Origin of the sequence: Paenibacillus taichungensis, from assembly GCF_050994985.1 — a bacterium.
GTDB classification, from domain to species: domain Bacteria; phylum Bacillota; class Bacilli; order Paenibacillales; family Paenibacillaceae; genus Paenibacillus; species Paenibacillus taichungensis.
Map to the genome: position 1 here is coordinate 49,722 of NZ_CP194720.1, position 18,650 is coordinate 68,371.

Here is an 18,650-nt window from a genome sequence, read left to right on the forward strand (position 1 = left end):
AAAGACATCCCCTTGATTTTATCATTTACAAAATATCTATACGATCTGTTTATAATATAAGAATAACAGAGATAAAGTAATACGTATTGATATCTTATAGTCTAATAACAAACAAAAAAGCCAGAGACCAGACTCTATCGGTCCAATCCTGGCTTTCTTATATGAAGAATCTATTATAAGTAAGAACCTGTATAACCTGCTTAGTGTGCAGCAACGTTTTTCTTCCGTGACTGCATTCTCAGATACACCTGGGAGAAAACAATGGATGCCAGAGCAACCACAGTCATGCCCCAGAAAATATTAGTATAAGCCGATGATAGTGGCAATTGCTGCATGGCTGTCAATGCCACGCCAGTTACGGCAACACTAAATGCTCCACTGAAGAACTGGCTAAGCTGGAACAGTCCCATGCCTGCGCCTACCTGATCCATCGTCAGATTGCCCGACAACTCATTGGAGACACTCGTTGTCAGTGCAGAGAAGCCTACGCTAAGCAGAATGTATACGGCCATAATGGCATAGATGCTGTCGTCTGCAAAAAGAGCAAACAATCCGGCCGCAGCGAGCAGCAACCATGGTGCGAACTTGAGCAGTTGTGTATTGCCGTGTCGGTCAATCATGCGGCCAATCCGATTGGATAACAGCATGGACACGATTGCACCCGGGAAGATGACAAGCCCGGACTGGGCCGGAGTCAGGCCATACAGATGTGCCAAAATTTGCGGCAATAGGAACAGCGTCGAGAAGTTGTTAATATACGATACAATCCCCAGTGAGCTGAGCATCATATATTTTTTGTTTTTGAACAGAGCTGGTTGCACAAAGGGATCAGCCGCACGGCGAATTCGTAGCCAGAACAGGACGAGTGCAGCCGCACCAACAACGAGGGTTACCCATTCACGTGAAGTCAGGAATAGCAGGACGCCGGTTGTTCCGATCGCCAGTAACAGCGCGCCGAGCAAGTCGAATGAACCCTTTTGTGGCATCTCACTTGGAAGCAGTCTGAAAAATACAGGGATCAGAAACAAGGTTAGTCCGGTAACGATAAACAGATCATGCCATCCGAGGAACTGTGTAATACTGCCACCGATCACAGGCCCGAGTCCAAGACCCAGTGAGCTGGCCGACATGACAACAGCCATGGATTTCCCCCGGCGGTCACTTGGAATGTAACGAGTAATAAGAACGATAGCTAGCCCTGGTACAGAAGCTGCACCCGCAGCCTGAATCAGGCGCGCAATGAGCAGAAGGATAAAATGGTTACTGAAGAAACCAAGAACGGATGCCGCACCAAGCAGTGTAAGACCGGTCGTAAACAGGGTACGAATTGGTACAAAATCCGATAGACGTGAGAACGTGATCGAGGAAATAGCAAAAACGATGGAATAACCGGTGACAATCCAGGAAGAAGAGACGGATGAGAGCATAAATTCAGCTGCAATTTTGGGCAGGGCCAGATTGAACATCATCGTATTCATAACGACAAGCACAACCGTGAAGCCCAGCAGACTTACGATTAACCCTTCCTGTATTCCTGCTGTCCGTTCCCCAGATGATGCAGTTGCGGTGTTGTTCATAAAAACCTCCTAGATTGATGTGTATTTCGCAACATTTCAGAAACGGTGTGTAACATTTGCAAAATGTGGTATAGAGTGAATCCCATGCTTGGCAGCAGGGGATACATAAACGAAATATGTTTGTAAGTTCGATTGGTATCGAACATTAGAAATATATCATGGATTTATGCTAAAATACAATGGATAGTCTGAAAAAAAGGAGACTACAACGATGAAAATTTTGCACCATCCTCAAGTGGAGGATATTGAACTTTCTTCCGTATTGTACGCTTTAAGTGATCCCATCCGTCTTGGGATCGTAACAGAAGCAGCCAGAAATGGTGAACAGCCATGCAGTCATTTTCGTGCACCTGTTGTGAAATCCACGATGTCACACCATATTCGGACCCTGCGGGAAGCCGGAGTCATTCGAGTGAGAGTACAAGGTACACAGCATTTCCTGACGCTAAGATCCGAGGATCTGGAAGTGCGTTTTCCTGGTCTGTTGCAGCCTTTATTACAAGCGGCAGCTCAGTCCGAAATACATGATTCCTAGATAATGTCCTTTCTTCAAGTTGAAGAGGGGACATTTTTTTTATGTTTGGTATATTCCATACTGCTGCGACATTCTATGTCGTACCACGTCCTCTATAATAACGGTGAACACACAAACCATATCGAAAAGAGGTTCACAAACGTTGGCAAAAACAAAAAGAGGACGCGTCCTGTGGAATCTACCATCCCGAGGAAGAGGAACTTGCCCGGTGTGCAGCAGCACCTGGATTAAATTGTTGTATTCGCAAACGAAAACAGATGGTACGAGTTTGAAAGTATGCAAAAAATGTTCCAAAGCTGTGCAGTCCAGAGTGGATAAGGCAACCGTATAACATAACAGGCCTGTTCTTCGGAACGGGCCATGTCTTTTGGTATAATATAATTACGAAATACGGAATGAGCCAGGGGGCGGGGAAATGAGTAATATGCATCGTATTCACTGGTTTGACGAGCAGATTCGGAGTGGACGTTTTCCAAACAGCAGCTGGCTTGCACGTGAATTTGAAATATCCCGGCGCCAGGCCCAGCGTGATATTGAATATATGGCGATTTCTCTGCGTGCCCCTCTGGTGTATATAGCAAAATATCGGGGGTATTGTTACGAGGATCAGACCTACCGGTTGCCCCATTTATATATGACGGAAGAAGAACAGCGGGTGCTTAAGTATCTGGCGCATCGTTATCGGCATTACAATTATGATCAATCAGATGCGGTAAAGCGTGTGGCGCATTTGCTGGAGCGTTTTACGCTCGAGGAACAGCAAACAGGAAGCAGTCAGCTTCCTGTGTTTAAAGCAGATCCGCAGCAGCTTCAGTTCTTTGAGATTTTGTCCCATGCGATTGCCGAATCCCGCAAAGTACATATCCATTACAGAGATCATGCCGGAGAACGGCAATTTACTTGGTGTCCATTGAAGATGCTGTCCCAGTTCAACGCCGATTACGTGGTTGGTTATGAAATGGACCCTTTACAGCAAACGGCCATCCGGTTGGAGGGCATGATTCATGTGCAGATGACGAACGAGACGTTTCAGTGTCAGACAGACGGGTTGCTGGGTGCATGGGAAGAGGCGCTGCCTGTCCGTAAACCGTTTGTCGCTGAGATAAGACTGAGAGAAGCGCAGCAAACAGAGCTGTGGCAAGGATATCGGATTCGGGAGAAGCAAGATCAGGTTCACTGGATTGAATTTTATGATACGGATGCTTTCCTACAGCATTTGTTCATTAGCGAGTGGGAGGAACTGTTGTCTCCAACGTGGCTTAGACGAAAGCTTCAGCAAAGTGCGGAAGGCATAATCGATAGGCTCGCCGTACAGCGCAAAGCCAACGTGAATTAGAACAACCATGGAGAGGGGATTTTTTTTGACTGAAGTTGCGTTAGACAACCTGATCATGAAGCGGGAGTCCAAATCGTATGTGGATAGCCTACACGCTGTATTGACCCATGCGGGTCTGTTTCAGGGTTCCAAGTATGTGCTCGCTGGATATACGGGTATGGCATTCAAACTTTCAGTGCATCGCAGACTACTGCCCATGTCGGTTACAGCCTATGGTCAATGGGGAGAATCTCATCGCCCTGGGATCGATAACTTGGGGATATTCACGATCTGGGATGGGGGACGGACACGTCATCCCACATTTGGGTATTACCAGCGGGATGCGGTAAATTGGGTGAAGCGCAGTCTGGATGAAGGCATCGGGGTGATCTACTGGATTCCGGAATTTGGTGTCATTCATGGGTATGATGACAGTGATCGCATCTTTTACGTGCAAGATGGCTGGGGCAAGGAACCACAGATTATACTGTATGACAATTTCGGATTAAACTTCACCGGGTTTTGGTATTGTCAGGTCTTTGGTGACCAGGTACATATCCCTGAACAAGAGATGCTGTTGGAATCATTGAGATTGGCAATTGAGGATTGGGATATCCCTTATCGTCTACTGCCTGATCGGAATATCGTTTCGGGTAGAATGGCTTATGATGTGTGGGTGCAAGCCCTTCGGGGTGGAGATTACGATGCATCGGGTGCTGCGTATATTTTGGAATCCTATTGCCAGTCCCGAACTGAAATTCAGATGTATTTGCAGGATGTGCGGGGGATATGGCCCGAACTGGACCAAGCCTATGCATGTTATGAACAGCTTGGAGCATTGATTATACAGATGAAGGCATGCATGATTCAGGAACATAACAGAAGGATTATGCAGGCAGACGCCACAGAGAAGCTGGCACAGGTTTTATTGGAAGCGAAAGCATTGGAAGAGCAGGCTGTTGATTATTTTCGTTTGATCTCCTCGAAGTATCCTGATCGTAAACGCAACACTGTACCACGGTGGGGAGCACATTCAGCAAGGTAGGGGGAGGGAGGATAAGGTGATGAGGAGTAAAATACTGCCGGATTTGATTCGTTTTCCACAGACTCAGAATTTGGCAGATGAACAACGATCCTGGAGCGGTGCAGGCTCATACATCGATGCGATGTATCGCATTCTGATGCACAAGCAGTGGACGGATTTACCGCGTCACATGATTGCGGGTATGACCGCAAGTGTATTTCGATTAGTAGTGGATCGGCGTCTAACGACAGAATCGATCTCAGCATACAACTGGATGGCCGAGAACTTTGTAGCTTCTGATTTCATTGGCGTCACGACCGGACAACACGGGGGATTTTCGTTCGAGCCGACCTTTCCGCTCTATCAGAAGCAGGCCCTGCTGGATATCAAGGCTTCTATTGACCGGGGTGTGGGCGCTATTCTGTGGCATGATCAGTTTGTTATTTGTGCTGGATATGATGATGGTGAGCAGATGCTGTTCATTTGTGAGAGTCAAGAAAATGAAGTCATTTGTCTGCCCTATGATTCTTTTGGTCGGAACAGTACACCATACTGGTACTATCAGGTGCTTGAATCCCATACAACCGTAGACATATGGGAAGTGTGCAAGGAATCATTAATTCAGGCTGTGTACAAATGGGAGACCCATGATTACATGCTGCCTCCTCAGGATTACGCCTGCGGAGCTGCTGCATATGCAGCCATTGCTGATGTCCTACAATCTGGTACATATGAAACGGATCAAGCTGCCATTGTTTTGCGCTATTATGCCCAATCGAGAAAGGATATGGCTTCCTATGTTGCAGAGCTTAAGCATTTGTCCAGTCAGATGAATCATGTGGTACAGGCGTACGCGTTACTCTCAGACCTATATGCTCAGATGATGGAGAAAGTTGAGGATTCAACAGCTTGGGATGCGAAGGAACCAGGGCATCTGTTAAGGGTAATCCATCTGATTGAGCAAGCAGGGGAAACGGAACAGCGCGCCATTGATTCCATTAAACTGGCTTTCCCAGAGACGATTGGTAACCGTTTTGAGGATATTGGATTAAGATGAATGGGCAGCGCATGGGTACAAAAAATACCGGATAAGGCTGATAGGCCTATCCGGTATTTATTTGTGTTTTGCCACATCTTAGTCCATTGCTCGTCCTTATTTCAACCTGGAAAAGAAAAAATAACCATAATTTCGATTTTGGGGTAATGTGCAGCTCCCTTTGTTCCGAATATTATAATAGATGGTCTTTTTTGGATGGAGGATATTGAAGGACAACAGGGGGCGGGAGTATGGTGCATAATCCGGAAACCATTCAGGAATGTATCGAAAAGGCACGACAGAGGCTCTACCAGATTGCAAACGCTCATAAAGAACTGTGGCATCCGGAGGTCATTCGTCAATCGATGGTTCTGGATGAACTCATTAATCAATATAACAATGCCATTCGCGGAAAATCATCCCGAAGTAAATAACAGCGCGTTATAAACCTCGGGATGAAATGATGCGAATGTATTCAGGTTCAGTATACGAACCCTATTCTTTAACAGCCCCAAGCACAATTCCTTTGACAAAGAAACGCTGCAAGAATGGATACACGAGCAGGATTGGCAGTGCCCCAATAAAGATCTGGGCTGCGTTAACGGTACGCTGCGACATGTTCTGAAGCTGCGTCGCATCAACATTCATATTGGAAAAATCCTGTTGCACGATAATGGTCTGCATTAACGTAGCGAGCGGATATTTGGCTGCGTCATTCATATAGATCAACCCGTCGAACCAGGAATTCCACTGCCCCACCATGGTGAATAGGGAGATCGTAGCAATGGCCGGCATGGATACAGGCAGATAGATGCGGAACAATGTGGTGATATGGTTGGCACCATCGATGAACGCCGCTTCTTCGAGCTCTTTGGGCACGTTACGGAAGAAGTTCATCATGAGAATCAGGTTCCAGACCGCCACAGCGCCCGGCAAAATCAGAGCCCATAGGGTGTTGATCAGTCCCAGCTTCTGAATCAGGATATAGGAAGGGATCAGACCGCCACTGAACAGCATCGTGAAGATGAAAAACCACGCATACAGCGAACGTCCCTTGAAATTCAGACTTTCTTTGGACAAAGGATATGCCGTCAGGATGACCAGCACCATACTCAGCAGCGTTCCGAACACGGTACGTTGCACTGAGATCCAGAGCGCGCTGAGAAAGTTACTGTTACCAAACGTTTTGGTATAGGCATCGACTGTAAAATCAATCGGCCAGAGCGTTACCAGATTGGCGGAAGCTGCCGCTTTACCGCTGAAGGAAACCGCCAGAATGTGGACAAGCGGCAGCACACACAGCAGCGAGACGGCCGCGATGAAGAACAGGTTGAAGCCGTTAAATATACGGTATCCGGTCGTTTTGTGATACACCTTAATTCCTCCTTAGAAAATGCGGTAATTAGCGATTTTGTAAGCCATCCGGTAGGCAGTAATAACGAGGAACATGGCAACAAAGGATTTAAACAAACCAACCGCAGTTGCAAAGCTCATTTTGCCATTCAAAATACCCATCCGGTAAACAAACGTGTCAATAATATCGCCTTTATCATATACAAGTGGATTGTACAGGTTGAAAATCTGGTCAAATCCAGCATTAAGAATATTCCCCAGTGATAGCGTTCCCACCACAATGATCATCGGCACGAGTGCAGGCAGCGTAATGTGTAGGGTCTGCTTAAGCCGTGTTGCCCCGTCAACTTCGGAAGCTTCGTATAGAGCAGGGTTAATGCCCGCAAGGGCTGCAAGAAAGACAATGGTACCAAATCCGAATTCCTTCCATACATCACTGATGACCACGGTTACACGGAACCAGTCGCCATCTCCCAAAAAGAAGATCGGTTCAATGCCAACGGCCGCCAGAACCTGGTTAATCAGTCCGCCTTCGGGGGAAAGCATGTCCAGCAGGATGCCGCCCAGTACAACCCAAGACAAGAAGTGGGGCAGGTATACCAGCGTCTGTGAGAACCTTTTGAACGTGGAATTGCGTACTTCATTCAGCAAAATGGCAAACACAACCGGGGCCACGAGTCCGGCCACAATCTTCATCGCGGCAATCAGTACTGTGTTCCAGATGACTTGAACACTATCCGGATATTCGAACATGAATCGGAAGTTATCCCATCCTACCCATTTGGAGCCGGTGAATCCCAGCCATGGTTTGAAATCCTGAAACGCAATAATAATGCCGCCCATAGGCACATAGGCGAACAGCAATGTGAGCAGTACCGAAGGCAGCAGCATCAGATGCAGCGGCCAATTGCGTTTGAAATTCCAGCGGGTGCGTTTGCGTGGATTGTGTGTTGCCTGCCGCACCGGCGTATTGGTCGTTAGTGGTTGTTCCATAGCCATCAGGTCCCTCCTTTATATCGTCCAGCCTCTGCATAATGAGGCCAGTCAGCCTCTGCAAATAGTGGAGCAACTGAATTATAACAATGGAAACGGGCGGGCTATAGAACAACATTTCAAGGCGGATGTTGATTTATTAACTTGTTAAAAACGTGTACCAAATAGTGACTCATTTGAAATTCAGTATAGATATGTAAGGGGTTTCAATATAAAATAGGACTTCGATGTGTATCTTTACTTTAATTCGGGACAGGGTGAAGCAATGAAATTTACAGTATTCTCAAAAACAGTTATGCTGCTGGTCTGCTTGCTGGTACCTATCTTGCTGCTCTATACCTACGCGAATCAGGCGAACGTGGACATGATCGTCGAGGAGAAGCAGCAGTCCAGTTTGAATCAGTTCAATTATTTTAGCTCTCAGGTGGATAAAAATATTGAACAGCTCTCACTTTACGGGCTGACTTTACTGCGTGATCCAAGCATTCTACACTATCGTTACATGACAGAATCGACAAGCCAATATGAGAAAAACAGCGTCTATCTCGATATTCTCGACAAATTGTCACTATACCAGTCCACGAGCCGCTGGAAGAACGATATTACCATTGTGCTGCCTCAGGCAGAGCTGGTATTGTCCACCATGTCGAACCGGACGGTCTTTAATGAGAAGATGTTGAAGTTTCCACAGCCAGGCCGATGGCAGTTGAACGAAGGCAGCTTCACTTATTTCTTTACGGATAACTACGAGTGGAATGAAAAACCTGTGACCACGGATGTACGAACGGTGATGGAGATTGATTTTGACCCGATGAATATTGTTGCCATGCTGGATGATTTCAAGGAGGCACAGGGAGGAGATCCATTTCTACTCGTCCCGGGCAACGAGCCTCTATTAAATCGTAGTGCGGACCCTGAGCTCGTGGAAGCCGTGATGCGGGACATGCCATTAACCGAATTGGATAGTGAAGGCAACCATCAGCTTGAGGTGGGGGGCAAGAAGTACTTGGTCAGTTATGTGCTCTCCAAACAGCTGAACGGAATCTATGTTAACCCGGTGGTGCTGGATGATTTGCTTACGCCGATGGACAAGAGCCGAAATATGTTTATAACCTCAATTTTGCTGCTGCTCGTGCTCAGTATTGGCGCTGCCCTATTGTTATACCGAAAGGTACAGGTGCCGATACAACGGCTGATGAGAGGTTTGCAGCAGATTCGCAAAGGACAGCTGTCCACACGAATTCCGGTCGATCACTCCCGTGATGAATTCGCTTATTTGACGCAGAGCTTCAATCACATGGCTGAGCAGATTCAGGAGCTGATCGAAAAAGTTTACGAGGAACGTATCCGTTCGCGGGAAGCGACGCTGAAGCATCTGCAATCACAGATCAATCCTCATTTCCTGTATAATTGTCTGTTTTATATTAAAAATATGACGCAGCTCGGCAACCGCGAAGCGGTTATTGCCATGTCGCTCAGCCTGGGAGATTACTATCGCTACATCACACGTGATGAGAACGATATGACGACCGTGGAAGAGGAAATCCGGTTGTTGGACAATTATTTGTCCATCCAACAGATGCGTACCAACCGTTTGTCGTATGAGATCGCCGTACCGCAAGAACTGATGCAGCAGCACATTCCAAGGCTGCTGATCCAGCCTATCGTGGAGAATGCAGTCATTCACGGCATTGAACCGATGGAGGGTAGCGGTCACATCGTAGTTACAGGCATGGCAGCACAAGAGCAAATCAATGGAAGGGAATACACACGATACAGTTTGTTTGTCGATAACGACGGTGTTACTTTGACGCCCGAAGAGATTGCTAGTCTTGAGCGGGAAATCAATGAACCGATGGGTGAAGAAATAGGCACGGGTACCTGGAACGTACACCAGCGGCTCGTTACACGATATGGTCATTCTTCAGGGCTTCATTTTGGAGCGATCCCTTATGGGGGTCTCAGTGTGGAAATACGATGGTTTGAGGAGGAATATCCTAATGATGAATCTAATGGTCGTGGATGATGAACATTCAGCGGTGGAATCGATTGCAGCCTCCATACCGTGGAGAGAGCATGGGATTGGGCACGTATATAAGGCGTACTCGGTGAAAGAGGCATTGCAGCAAATGGCGGCACATCAGGTCCATATTATCATCACTGATATTCGTATGCCGGGCTTATCCGGTCTGGATTTGGTGAGTCATATTCGTCAAAAGTGGGAGCGGACTAAATGTATCATTTTATCTGGACATGCATCCTTTGATTATGCGAAGCAGGCACTCCGTCATGGGACAGTGAGTTATCTGCTGAAGCCAGTGCGGGATGAGGAACTGATTGAAGCCGTGCAGCAGGCCTCCGTCCAGATTCGGCTGGAGGGAGAGAAACAGTTGATGCACCAGCGCGCCATGTATTCGGTGAGGGAACATTTACCGGAGAAGCGGGCGGGATTAATGAAGGATGTACTGCTCGGACATAGATTTGCAGAGAGCGAACTTGTGGAAAAGTTGGAGCAATTGGAGATTGGGTTCCGTCCCCAGGATAAAATGCAGCTGCTGCTTATCCGTTATGATGACCCACAGCCAACGCACAAGGCATTCCGTTTGATGAAATACGCCATCTCCAACGTCGTGGAAGAAATCTTTGGCAGCAGCTATCATCTCTGCCATACAGACGATGCGTATGATGATCTCGTCTTCATGGCAAGTCCAAAACAAGCACAGTCTGAACCCGAACTGCTGATGGGGCGGCTCGGAGAACGGCTGCTTCACAGTGTGAAGCAGTATTTAAACGCGACGATTTCACTGTCAGTCAGCCGGATAGGCCGTTTTCCGGAACAGGTTCCCCAGCTTTACCATCAAGCTGTAAGTGCATTGCGCAAGCAGGCGGAAGCAGGCAAAGGTCTGCATCTCAATGCGGCTGCCGGCTCCCATGGAGCAACATTAAAATCACTTGCGGCGCTGTATGAGCCACCTGGACTGACCGCACTACTGGAAGCAGGACGGATGGAGGACGCTAATCGCAAGATTGATTCGATTTTCGCCGAGTTATCGGATAGTGTGTTCCCGGAGCATGTCTATGTTGCTTTTCACTATCTCGCAGCAGCTTTCTCGTACATGGCTCATCGGGAGGGCAGACAGTTGTCCGATGTTCTTGGTGAGCAGTATCAGCAACTGCTGAAGGACGGCTACGGCGTGTCACTTCGGAGTCTGGAAGCATGGACCCGGAGTGTGATGGAACAATGGGCTCTAAGCACAACCGATACAGGCCAGGAAAGTGGATCGAACATGATCAGACAGGTCCAGCAATGGATTGACAACCATCTGGGCGAAGATCTTTCCTTGCAGGTTATTGCAGGGGAGGTTCATTTGCATCCGGTGTATTTGTCCAAAATGTACAAACAATCAACGGGTGAAGGCATCAGTGACTACATTATCCGTTCCCGAATGGAACGTGCTGTTCACTTGTTGAAACACACGGCTATGAAGATTTATGAAGTCGGTCAGGAAGTGGGATATAACAATACTCCTTATTTCATTCAAGTATTCCGCAAACATTATGGCTTGACCCCGCAGGATTTTCGGAACGGTTAACAAATCAATATGAACATTGAAATTGTGATATATGTTTGCTTCCCCGGCTGCACTATCCTTTTCATGTAAGGGCATTCAAAGTGATTGAGGAGGGGTTTCATGTATAGAAAAATGATGACTGCATTGCTTGCACTGACGATGGTTGCCGTAACGGCATGCAGTTCGGGGGCAAAGGAAGAACCATCCAAGGAAGCGGCTACGCCACTTGCGCTGCAAGACGGTAAGTATGAACCTGCGGTTCAGATGAGCTATTTGCGAGCCTGGAATGATGATACAAAGTTTAAGAACGGAGAGACTGCACAGAACAACGTGCATACCAAATGGGCCAAAGAGCGTCTGGGCATCGACCTGACTACACCTTGGGCTGTGTCCGTGACGAATGATGCTTTTTACACGAAGCTTCGTCTTTCCTTGTCGGCTAACGAAGAGCTGCCAGATATCGTCTCCATCCGTGGTGACTACAATCTGGTGCGTGAGTTGATTGAGTCCGGTAAATTCGCCGATGCAGGTGAACTGTTCGATAAGTATGCATCCGACACATGGAAAGGGGCTGCTGAATCCGCACCGGAAGAGTGGTACCCGTACATGTATGAAGGTAAACGGTATGGCGTCCCGATCTTTGACTATGCTTACAACGGAGACCCGGTAATGTTTATCCGTGAAGACTGGCTGAAGAAGCTTGGACTGGAAGAACCAAAAACGATTGATGAGCTCGTTACGGTGATGGATGCATTTACGAATCAGGATCCGGATGGAAACGGTAAAAAAGATACGTACGGTCTGACGGTCGGTATGAAAAATGCCCTCAATACCTGGATGACCGAATCCGGCTGGATCTTCGGAATGTATAACACGATGCCAGGACAGTGGAATCTGAATGCAGAAGGAACACTGGAATACGGCTCGGTTCAACCGGGTGTGAAAGAAGGACTTGCAACGATGAAAGACTGGTTGTCCAAAGGCTATCTGCCGAAGGAAGCCGGCGTATATGATGAGATTAAGGCAGCTGAACTGTTTACAGCAGGCAAAGCGGGAATCATTGTGGGACCACACTGGATGCCAAACTGGCCGATCGATGATGTGAAGAAAAATGTGGACGGTGCTACCTACAAAGCTATTGCCCTGCCAACCGGACCGACTGGCGAGAGCCATCACCACGGTTCAGGTGCTAGCAACGGGGTCGTGTTGATCAACAAGGATATGGAAAACCCAGAAATTTTCTTCACATATCAAAATTATTTGTTTGATAAATTCGCTAATCCAGAAGTGGGTGGGGAGTTCGAACATGGCTTTGCCCAAGGATATGACTTTGATATCGTAGATGGTAAAGTGCTTGGTGAAGCTGAAGTGAAAGATGGGGTATCCCCGCTCAAGTACACAATTACGTATGACGGTGCACGGATTCCAAACCTGATGATGGATACGTTGGCAGAACTCGCTACAGGTAAGGAAGCGGAAACACCTTTCGAGAAAAATACGAAAATTGCCAACAAACCTGAAGTGTTTGCTGCGGCTCAAGTCGTGGTAGCTCATAAGGATGATGCAATCAAGAACAAGTTCACGGGTGCACCTACGGATACGATGAAGATGAAGAAAGATGCGCTCGACAAGCTGGAGAAAGATACGTTCAGCAAAATCATTTATGGTCAAGTTGGCATCGATGAATTTGACGCATTCGTGACTAAATGGAAATCCATGGGCGGCGATCAAATCACAACGGAAGTCAATGAATGGTTCAAAACAGTTAATTAATACCGTGAATAATTCACAAAATGAATCATACTAAAGTAATACAAGAAGGAAGAAGTATTTCGTGAATACACCTGATTTGGGCGGAAAGTCGCCTGAATCCGGTGTTTTTGTTTTGTGTACGGATGCTTAGACATGTAAATAAGAAATTTATCTATTAATTTCTCTGCGTACAACCGTGCGTAAGACTTATTGTTTCGCAGATGCGTGAGAGAGTAAGATAATAGGTAATATACGAACATCAATACGTATTTTTAGCATAGATGGTTTGAAGAATGATTTGATAAATGGAAAGGCGGTCGAAGCATGAGTACACTCTATGATCAGGCAATGGAAGAGATGATTGAGGTCATTGAAGAATGGTTTAGTGAACAGATGAAGCGGGATGACCTGGAAAAGGCTGTGAAGCGAACAACGCTGCAAATGGGGATCTTTAATGATATTTTGCTGGATTACAGACCTGGAAGGACCACGGTAGACAGTGTGGATCTTGGATTGGATGAGGGATTGAAATCGAAGAATCCCGGTCCCTTTACGGAAGAACAAGTGCGGAATGAGATCCAGCCCAGGCTTGTAGAAGTGATTCAAGAGAAATTGGACAAGCTGGCGGATACACCGTTGATCGACTATCGGTTTACCTTTCGCGGGAAATTCCCAACCACAGAAGGAAAGCTGCAAGTGACCATACTCGAATATATCAACGAAGAGAAAAGGCAGCAGTTGCTTGAGCGCATTCATACATATGTAGACCAGAAGCTGCTGAAAGGTTCATATCCAACAAAGCCGTTGGAATCCTTTTTTTTGACGCGTCACCTGCTTGATCCGAAATTGTTCCCTGAACTGGACGTAGCGTGGACTATAGCGCAATATGATCGCATACAGGAGTTAAATAAAGGGCGTCAGGAAGCTCTGGCGGAGCATCGCGGTGACATTATTCGTGCGATAACGTCTTGGGCGGAGAATCATTTTTTGCCAGGCTACTTTGATGTACAGCCTTCTGCGTACAGCGCCAATGTATATACCCTTAAGCCAGGTGCTTCTTTGGAGGAGGACGAGCCTCAGAGTGAGCATGGGCAGCAGCTGGCACAACCTATCGATCTGCTGTTATATGCAGCCGTGATGATTCTTCGTTATGAGCCTAGTTACAGTAAACCGAAAGGCCTTACTTTCTTGGAACTGGCCAAACAATTGGGTAGTAACCGTGCAGCGCGAATGATGGTGGAAGGTAGCGGAGCCTATGCCAAGGAAGATATCCATTTGAAAAATGAGCAGGTGGAGTGCACCGCGAACGATGTGTTCTCGATCATTACTATCATCATTCGAAAGGAAGAAGTGTCTGCGTATGAACAGGCTATTGCTTTTATCACCCGTTTGCTGAAGCAGGGCTTCCCCAAAAGTTACAAGATCAAGCTCAAGTCCAGCGTGAAGCAGTATCTGCCGATTAAAGGGCTTGCGAAGTCGGATACGCATCGATTTTTCGCAAACGCGCTGGAGTACCCAGAGCTGCGTCCGCTGCTTGAAGACTATGCACGTGTAGCGATCGAAGAGTTCGAATTTTATGCAGATACAGAGGGTGAAAAGAACTGTATGCCAGGCAGTTATGCAACCTTCGGACTTGGATTGGCAGATGAGCGGTATTTCCCGTTGGTTGAATATTACATGGGTGAAGTGGATGATGAGCACCAGTTGGTGCAGGATAAATTCACCGTTGCCTTTGCTGAGACACATGGTGTAACGGCCGGTTCCATACCTGCATTAGTTACCTGCCTGCGTCGTTCTACGGATTCCTTGAAGCTGAAGATCCAGCCTGAACTGGAGGATGAGGAGAAGCTTGAACTTCTGGTCCGATCGCTGCAAGGATTGGAAACTTATGAAGTGGAGCATGTGCTGTATCCGATCTGGGGCAAGGTAGAGAAGCTTGCCACGCTGGCACGCAAGGCTGAGGGAAGACGGAAAGAATTGCTGTTAGAACTGTTAAAGGGCGCAGGGAAATAAGGAAAGGCCCATGACGGCTTTTCAAGGTTGATGTGATGTATAACGATACAATTAAGGTGGATGAGTATATGGGACCATTGAATCGGGATGTATGGGAAGAACTGTCCGCTCAGGAAAAGGAGGAGCGGCTGCGTAATTTGCTCAGTCATTTTCCCACAGGTATGAAATATGAAGGATTGGAGACATTTGAACGATTCGGTCAGCGAATCGAGACAGGTGTATTTTCGAATGATGCGCAGAAATTTGTGTTTGTGCCTGGTGATCAGGTGACACTTGGCTGGGATCGCTGGCAGGATGGAATGAATGAAGAGACTTCTGCGGATTTGCTGGAGACGGTTAGTGAGTATGGTGTGGATGACGTGGATTCTTTTTTAAGTAGCCAGATGTCTCCGGTCAGGGAAGTGCACATTGCTCCTATGCTGGTGGAGTGCAGCAACCATTCACTTGGTTGGATTGAAGTGACGGAAGCTGAAGCGATGGCGCAAGAGAGTGCCTTTTTTGCAGAAGAGTTGGAGAAGTTTAAGTTGTCCGATCTGAACCAGTATGAGCTGCATCAAGATTTCCGTCTGGTTCGTCAAGGCGATACAGTAGAGATATTTTGGTTCAATGAAGATTTGACGTTGGATTATTTAATCGATGAAGAAGCAAAAGCGGGTTTTGGTTTGCTTACTGAAGATGAGTGGGAGTATTTGTACGGAGGGGGCTGTCGCACGTTATTTCCATGGGGAGACAGCTTCGACTACACGATGAAATTGAAGCATTTTGGAAGCCTCGAAGAGGTGAAGGGAATTGTGGATGAATCGGCAGAGCCGGACCCTTCTCTAGTAGTTGAGAATGACCGTCCGTATGATCTGGAGCTGCCCAACTTTTTTGGCGTCCAGTTTGCTGGAGATCCCTATAACTATGAGCTTACGCTTGATGTTTATGGAAACATGATGCCCAAAGGTGGCGACGGTGGCGCGATGATCTGTGGCGGCAATGGGCCATTGGTTGGGTTTCTACCCGCTGCAGCTGTATACTATCGTGATGGTAATGCAGGGGAATTGGACTGGGAAGATATGATCGATTATATGAACTATCGGAGAGTGATTCGTTTAGCGGATTGACGGCTGTGTTTACAGCAAGAAAATAAGTAGGGAAGGGGAACCAGAATGATAAAAGGACCGGGATTCAGCTGGATAAAACATTTGGGTTTCAATTGGCCCGAATAGATGGTACGCAAAAATCATTCCCCACAATCCCTAAACACAGATACGTCTGCTAGATACAAAGGAACATCCTATCGGCAGGATGCGTTTAATAAGTATCTGGTTTGTTATGCTGCGGAGGGCATTCGTTTCAGTGTAGGTACGCTGGTGTTCTTCTTTCTTAACGTATTTCTCCTTATTCCAATATTCAGTGTTCCGTTCCAATTCTTATATGCTTCTATTCTACTGCCAATTCTAGCAGTTATGAATGTATGGGCCATAGCTCTAATTATCGCGCCCCGTAGGCTGCAACTGAATTATGTCCTGTTTCGCGGAGTGTTTGGGGTCGTCTGTTCATTAGGCTTTATCATTATGGTTCAAAAGTTCGCCTATGGCATGTTGGGATTGACAACACCGTGGTATGCGATTGCTTCGTTTACTTTATATGGTTTGACCTTATTTCAGTATTCCAAGTTTCATTTGCGCAAACTGCAACAGTCTACCCATGGGGAAAAAGCGCGTGTAAGCGCCCAAATGCCCCTCACTACGTTAGCCCTGCTGACCGGAGCAGGATATATACTGGCTAATATTTCTCTTGCTTTTGTCACGCAACAGACGGTTGTTGTTGTACTTATATGTGTGTATAGTATGTTGGCGTTTGTTGTTTTTCATTTTATTATGGATTTGCATCGCTATTACTGGCTGCTGCACCATCGTCTTAAATAGGACAAAACACACATCGAATTTGTCCCCTTATCACTGGAGGATCAGAATGATGTGTGTTTGTTATGTTGTATGATTTTTAGTGTGAATTTTTGATTTTAGCTGCGAAATTATTTCACTTTTTGCACAGATACAGCCATTTGCTCCAGCTGTGTATGAGTCAATGCATTATTTGCCGAGCTGAGAGTCACATAGCGATCATCCAGTTTGAATGTCAGCATGTCGGTTTGATCCGGTGTGTACCACTTGGCGGTAACCCCGTTTGGCAATTTAACATTTTTGCCGTCATAGCTGAAGGAATAGTCTTTTGGTGACACCGTGACATTCATGTGTTTGAAAACAAAGTTTACACCATCGCCGCCAGCAGCCACGCTTTTGAATGAATCCCCGGCAATCATGTGTTGTGGTGCGTATGCAGTCTCGAATCCTTGGAATTTCGCAAAGGCTTTGCGGATGGCAGTTGACTGTTCTTGGGTATATTTTACATCAGCGAAGCCCGTAACGCCCTGATCATTGCCTTGCACCTTTTGTACAGATACAGCCACTTGCTGCAACTGAGCCTGAGATAGCTTATGGTCAGGTGAGCTTATTGTGACATACCGATCATCCAGTTTGAACGTGAGCATACCCGTTTGATCTGGTGTATACCATTTGGCTGTGACGCCATTGGACAATTTTACGTCTTTGCCATTGTAACCCTCCGAATAGTCTCTTGGAGACACATCCACTTTCATATGATTAAAAGTAAAGCTTACTCCATCTCCGCCAGCGCCTACATTTTTAAACGTATCACCTGCAATCATCTGTTGAGGAGCGTATGCTGTCTCGAAGCCGTCGAACTGTGCAAACGCCTGTTGAATGGCTTCTTTTTGCGCTGCGCTATAGGTTACATTACTCAATGTAGAAGGATTGCTTGGAGCTTCGCCGATGATCACCTGTCCTTTTTTACCGTCATACGATACAGGTACATGCAGCGCATCAGCAATCGCACGTACAGGCAGATAAGTTGAATTGTTGTAAGTGATTGGAGCGAGTTTCTTGCCATTGCCATCCGTTGGTGAGTACGCCGCACCGTCAACATTGATGCTGATACCATGGTTAAGATATGCCGAGATTTTCTCCAGTTGTGTTCCTGCGAATACGCCCGTTGCTCCTGTTAATGTCATGCCCAGTACCATCATCGTTGCTGCGGATTTCTTCAAGTTTTTCTTCATGTGTATAACTCTCCTTTAAATTGTGTTATTTATAATGGTTTGCTGTCCTTATGGCTTTATATTACCCGCTGAACATATCCAGAATAATTCTGAATTATCTCCAACTTGTAAACATGTGTAAGGATCTTGGGATTTGGAATTTGTTATTTAGGAGAGCATTCACATTATAGATGTTGGAGAAGCAAGGAGTGAGAAGTGGGAGAGATAGTAGATGACTCTGAGCAGGGATATACACACGAAGATAATTCTTTCAGCAGGAAAAGTCTTTACGAACAATTACATACGTGGGTGGTACGTGGACTCTTGGCCATCATATGAGTGAGGGGAATGGTTCGCCAAACCATCCCATATGTACA

At 46.6% G+C, this 18,650-nt stretch carries 16 protein-coding genes; 12 read left to right on the plus strand and 4 right to left on the minus strand.

Features of this window, described 5'->3' with window-relative positions:
• Nucleotides 1–200 precede the first annotated feature (200 nt).
• Nucleotides 201–1,577: an MFS transporter gene (locus tag ACR1R9_RS00275; RefSeq protein WP_310854716.1), complete on the minus strand. Its 1,377-nt coding sequence runs from the start codon at nt 1,575–1,577 to the stop codon at nt 201–203.
• Nucleotides 1,578–1,788: 211 nt separating this feature from the next.
• On the opposite strand from ACR1R9_RS00275, the gene ACR1R9_RS00280 reads away from it, so the two are divergent.
• The 6 genes from ACR1R9_RS00280 (at nt 1,789) to ACR1R9_RS00305 (ending at nt 5,921) form a co-directional block, all read left to right on the plus strand.
• On the plus strand, nt 1,789–2,112 hold the full coding sequence (locus ACR1R9_RS00280; RefSeq protein WP_053780179.1) for an ArsR/SmtB family transcription factor: 324 nt from the start codon (nt 1,789–1,791) through the stop codon (nt 2,110–2,112).
• Between the two features lie 142 nt (nt 2,113–2,254).
• A complete protein-coding gene (locus tag ACR1R9_RS00285) occupies nt 2,255–2,443 on the plus strand; it encodes a hypothetical protein (RefSeq protein ID WP_433921947.1) in 189 nt (62 codons plus the stop codon).
• An 84-nt stretch (nt 2,444–2,527) separates the two neighbouring features.
• On the plus strand, nt 2,528–3,448 hold the full coding sequence (locus ACR1R9_RS00290) for a helix-turn-helix transcriptional regulator (protein WP_433921946.1): 921 nt from the start codon (nt 2,528–2,530) through the stop codon (nt 3,446–3,448).
• Nucleotides 3,449–3,473: 25 nt separating this feature from the next.
• Nucleotides 3,474–4,472 (plus strand): hypothetical protein, encoded by a 999-nt coding sequence (locus ACR1R9_RS00295; protein WP_433921945.1) that lies wholly within the window; start codon nt 3,474–3,476, stop codon nt 4,470–4,472.
• Nucleotides 4,473–4,491: 19 nt separating this feature from the next.
• Entirely contained in the window at nt 4,492–5,508 is a 1,017-nt protein-coding gene (locus ACR1R9_RS00300) for a hypothetical protein (RefSeq protein ID WP_433921944.1), read from the plus strand.
• 230 nt (nt 5,509–5,738) lie between these two features.
• Nucleotides 5,739–5,921, plus strand: coding sequence for an aspartyl-phosphate phosphatase Spo0E family protein (locus tag ACR1R9_RS00305; RefSeq protein ID WP_076291186.1), 183 nt, complete (start codon nt 5,739–5,741; stop codon nt 5,919–5,921).
• 61 nt (nt 5,922–5,982) lie between these two features.
• On the opposite strand, the gene ACR1R9_RS00310 is transcribed toward ACR1R9_RS00305, so the two are convergent.
• Nucleotides 5,983–6,861, minus strand: a complete 879-nt coding sequence (locus tag ACR1R9_RS00310) for a carbohydrate ABC transporter permease (RefSeq protein ID WP_076291187.1) — start codon at nt 6,859–6,861, stop codon at nt 5,983–5,985.
• 12 nt (nt 6,862–6,873) lie between these two features.
• Complete coding sequence (locus tag ACR1R9_RS00315; protein WP_024631474.1) at nt 6,874–7,833, minus strand: ABC transporter permease; 960 nt, start codon at nt 7,831–7,833, stop codon at nt 6,874–6,876.
• A gap of 265 nt (nt 7,834–8,098) precedes the next feature.
• On the opposite strand from ACR1R9_RS00315, the gene ACR1R9_RS00320 reads away from it, so the two are divergent.
• The 6 genes from ACR1R9_RS00320 to ACR1R9_RS00345 all read left to right on the plus strand — a co-directional run bounded on the left by ACR1R9_RS00320 (nt 8,099) and on the right by ACR1R9_RS00345 (nt 17,083).
• Nucleotides 8,099–9,859 (plus strand): sensor histidine kinase, encoded by a 1,761-nt coding sequence (locus tag ACR1R9_RS00320; protein ID WP_433921943.1) that lies wholly within the window; start codon nt 8,099–8,101, stop codon nt 9,857–9,859.
• Nucleotides 9,834–11,426, plus strand: a complete 1,593-nt coding sequence (locus tag ACR1R9_RS00325) for a response regulator transcription factor (protein ID WP_175381704.1) — start codon at nt 9,834–9,836, stop codon at nt 11,424–11,426. The genes ACR1R9_RS00320 and ACR1R9_RS00325 overlap by 26 nt, the downstream gene beginning before the upstream one ends.
• Nucleotides 11,427–11,525: 99 nt before the next feature.
• Nucleotides 11,526–13,178, plus strand: a complete 1,653-nt coding sequence (locus ACR1R9_RS00330) for an extracellular solute-binding protein (protein ID WP_175381703.1) — start codon at nt 11,526–11,528, stop codon at nt 13,176–13,178.
• Nucleotides 13,179–13,481: 303 nt separating this feature from the next.
• The gene (locus ACR1R9_RS00335) at nt 13,482–15,170 is read left to right on the plus strand and encodes a DUF6138 family protein (RefSeq protein ID WP_433921942.1); all 1,689 of its coding nucleotides are present in this window, start codon (nt 13,482–13,484) and stop codon (nt 15,168–15,170) included.
• Nucleotides 15,171–15,202: 32 nt separating this feature from the next.
• Nucleotides 15,203–16,276 carry a hypothetical protein gene (locus ACR1R9_RS00340; protein WP_433921941.1) on the plus strand — a complete coding sequence of 358 codons (1,074 nt, stop codon included), beginning with the start codon at nt 15,203–15,205 and terminating at the stop codon, nt 16,274–16,276.
• Between the two features lie 105 nt (nt 16,277–16,381).
• Nucleotides 16,382–17,083: a hypothetical protein gene (locus ACR1R9_RS00345; RefSeq protein ID WP_433921940.1), complete on the plus strand. Its 702-nt coding sequence runs from the start codon at nt 16,382–16,384 to the stop codon at nt 17,081–17,083.
• 107 nt (nt 17,084–17,190) lie between these two features.
• Here the strand turns inward: ACR1R9_RS00345 and ACR1R9_RS00350 are convergent, their stop codons facing one another.
• Entirely contained in the window at nt 17,191–18,294 is a 1,104-nt protein-coding gene (locus ACR1R9_RS00350) for a stalk domain-containing protein (protein WP_433921939.1), read from the minus strand.
• Nucleotides 18,295–18,650 lie beyond the last annotated feature (356 nt).